Source organism: Alcanivorax sp. HI0083 (genome assembly GCF_001635175.1).
Window position 1 is genome coordinate 1 of record NZ_LWFX01000680.1, and the last position, 303, is coordinate 303.

Sequence of the window (303 nt, forward strand, 5' to 3'; positions counted from 1 at the left end):
GATTCGCAATAAGCAATGCCTTCACGCAGGTCTGGCACAGCCATTTGCTCAAGCTTGAGATCGCATTCCAGCATTTCCTTGGTGTTTTCACCAATCATCAGCTTGCCCAGATCCTGCAGGTTGGGAATGCCTTCCAGGAACAGAATGCGCTCGACCAGCATGTCCGCATGCTTCATCTCGTCGATGGATTCGTGATATTCCTTGGCATAGAGTGCCTGCAAGCCCCAATCCTGGTACATCTTGGCGTGGAGGAAGTACTGGTTAATGGCAACCAGCTCATTGCCGAGTGCACGGTTGAGGAAC

At 51.8% G+C, this 303-nt stretch carries 1 protein-coding gene; it reads right to left on the bottom strand.

What is annotated here, in order from left to right:
• A partial coding sequence (gene bfr / locus A3754_RS06745) for a bacterioferritin (RefSeq protein ID WP_063519152.1) occupies positions 1 to 303 on the bottom strand: 303 nt, incomplete at both ends.